This is a genomic window from Tractidigestivibacter sp. (genome assembly GCF_057241865.1).
Genome location: NZ_DBHHPX010000082.1, coordinates 1 through 2,463 on the forward strand (window position 1 = coordinate 1; position 2,463 = coordinate 2,463).

Below are 2,463 nucleotides of genomic sequence, written 5' to 3' on the forward strand. Positions count from 1 at the left end.
TGTTGAGGTTCAATAAGAGACGCGCAGATGTCGCACGATAATGTGAGCACCGTTCGCATCGGGAATTGAGCACCTATCGCACGAGTGGCCGTGTTCCAAGCGCAAGGGGCACGGCCGCGCTTTACGTTTCCTCTGGGCGAATTCACCTTGGCAAGCCTTCGCCCGGAGGAGGAAAGGAAGATGACCGTGCCCCTTGACACACAACAGGATATACGCGAGATGGATGCGCGGGGGATACCCAGGGCGAGAATATCCAGGCAGCTGGGAGTGAGCCGCAACACCGTCGCCAGGTACGCTGACATGCAGGACATGTCGCCGAGAGCCCCCATATCCGAGATGCGGCCCCATCCGGCCACCGACACCCATGCCGCCTGGATCGACAGCATACTCGAAGCGGACCTCGGGGCGCCGCGAAAGCAGCGCCACACCGCCAGGAGGATCTTCGACAGGCTGGTGGACGAGCGCGGCTACGGGGGCTCCTACTCGTCGGTGTGCCGATACGTGGCGAGGTGGAGAAAGGAGAATGAGCGAACGTCCCCGCGCGACGGTTACCTTGAGCTCGAATGGTCGCCGGGAACGGCTCAGGTCGATTTCGGCAACTTCCGCTGCAAGATCGCGGGAGCCGCACGTGACATGAAGCTGCTGGTGCTCACGCTCCCTCACTCCAACGCCCGTTTTTGCAGGGCCATGTTCTCCGAGCGCTCGGAGTGCCTCTGCGAAGGGTTGCGCCGCATCTTCGATGGGATCGGGCGCACCCCTGCGCTGCTCGTGCTGGACAACGCAACCGAGGCGGGGCGCATGGTGCGCGGCAAGGTAACCGAGTCAACCCTGTTCTCCCAGTTCAGGGCCCACTATCGCTGCGCAAGTCGCTACTGCAACCCCTACTCGGGCAACGAAAAGGGCTCCGTCGAGAACGCCGTGGGCTTCCTGAGGCGCAATCTTTTGGTGCCACAACCATCCGTCGGCTCTCTGGGTGAGCTCAACTCGATGCTGCGTGCGGGATGCGAGCGAATCAACGCCCGATCCCGCAACGGAGAAGGAAGGCCAACCCCAAGGGTCCTCGCCGAGGACCTCGCGGCAATGTCGGCGCTTCCCGGGGTGGCCTTCGACTCCGTGAGGTGGGTCAAGGCGAAGTCGGACAAGCGCGGTTATGTCGAGATCTGCGGCAACAGCTACTGCGCGGGCCCTGCCTGGCACAACCGCGAACTCGTCTGCGGAGTGCGACCCGGGAGCATCGAGATGCTCGACGAGCACGGTCGCAAGGTGGCCTTGCTGCAGAGATCCTGGGGAGAAGGCGAGGTCATGCGCAACCCGGCCTCGCTCATACCGGCGCTCGTCGCCAGGCCCCGGGCCTTCGGCGAGTCGACGATAAGGCAGGATATGCCGGAGGCGCTCGTGTCGGCGATAGAGCGCTGCGACAAGGCCGGCAGACGCCAGGTGCTCAGGGCCATCTCGCGCGCGGCTGCGCGCTCGGGCTTTGACGCTGCCTGCAGGGCTGCCGAGGGCATATTCGAATCGGGACGCATGCCGGATGACGCATCGTGCGACCTGCTCGCCCGGAGGATCGCGGGCGGTGAGGACGAGGCCGGAGGCGCCAATCTGGCCGTGTACGACCTGGTCGCAAGGGAGGCGATGCGCGATGTCTGCTAGCGAGGAGATGGCCAAGGAGCTGGTCGAGGTCGGCAAGCGCTGCTCGCTCACCAAGTCGGTACTCGCCGAATGGGCCCGTCGCGGCACGCCCAGGCAGGTGGAGTTCCTGCTTTCCTACCTCGAGGCCGAGGCGCGAAGCCGCGATGCCTCCAAGCGGGCCTCTCTCCTGCGCCGCTGCGCGCTTCCGGCGCTTAAGACCTTCGACGGATATGACTGGGGGAGCGTCTCGTGGCCGCAGGGGTTCGGGCGCGACGACCTCTTGTCCCTGTCCTTCATGCGCGGCAGGGAGGACCTGGTCTTGATGGGCGACGTAGGATGCGGCAAGACCCATATGGCCTGCGCCCTGTGCGTCATGTGCTGCGAGGCGAAGGTCGAGGCCAGGTTCTTCACCGCCTCGTCGCTGGTGATGCGCCTCCGGCGGGCGAACGACGACGGCAGGCTCGACCGCGAGCTCGCGCAGATCGGCCGCGCGGAGCTTCTGGTCATAGACGAGCTGGGCTTTCTGCCCCTCGACGCCGAGGGGGCGCGCCTGCTCTTCCAGGTAATCTCACAAGCTTACGAGACGCAGTCGGTCGTCTTCACCACCAACCTCGAGTTCTCGAGGTGGGGCGTGGTGTTCGGCGACGACCAGATGGCTGCTGCCGTCATCGACCGGGTGGTTCACCACGGCCGTCTTCTGCGCTTCAAGGGAGAATCCTATCGCGTGAGGCACGCCCTCATGCAAGGCGCAGCTCAAGAATAGAGCTCAGAACAGATGCGAGAGTCGCTCAAGAACAGATGCGATTTTTGCTCAAATGGTATTGACAGAACACA

2 protein-coding genes are annotated in these 2,463 nt (G+C 64.4%); both read left to right on the forward strand.

Features of this window, described 5'->3' with window-relative positions:
* The first annotated feature begins 180 nt into the window (after positions 1-180).
* Entirely contained in the window at positions 181-1,650 is a 1,470-nt protein-coding gene (gene istA / locus ACO59D_RS13020) for an IS21 family transposase (protein ID WP_485127346.1), read from the forward strand.
* Entirely contained in the window at positions 1,640-2,392 is a 753-nt protein-coding gene (istB, locus tag ACO59D_RS13025; protein WP_021726433.1) for an IS21-like element helper ATPase IstB, read from the forward strand. Before istA ends, istB begins: the two co-directional genes overlap by 11 nt.
* Positions 2,393-2,463 lie beyond the last annotated feature (71 nt).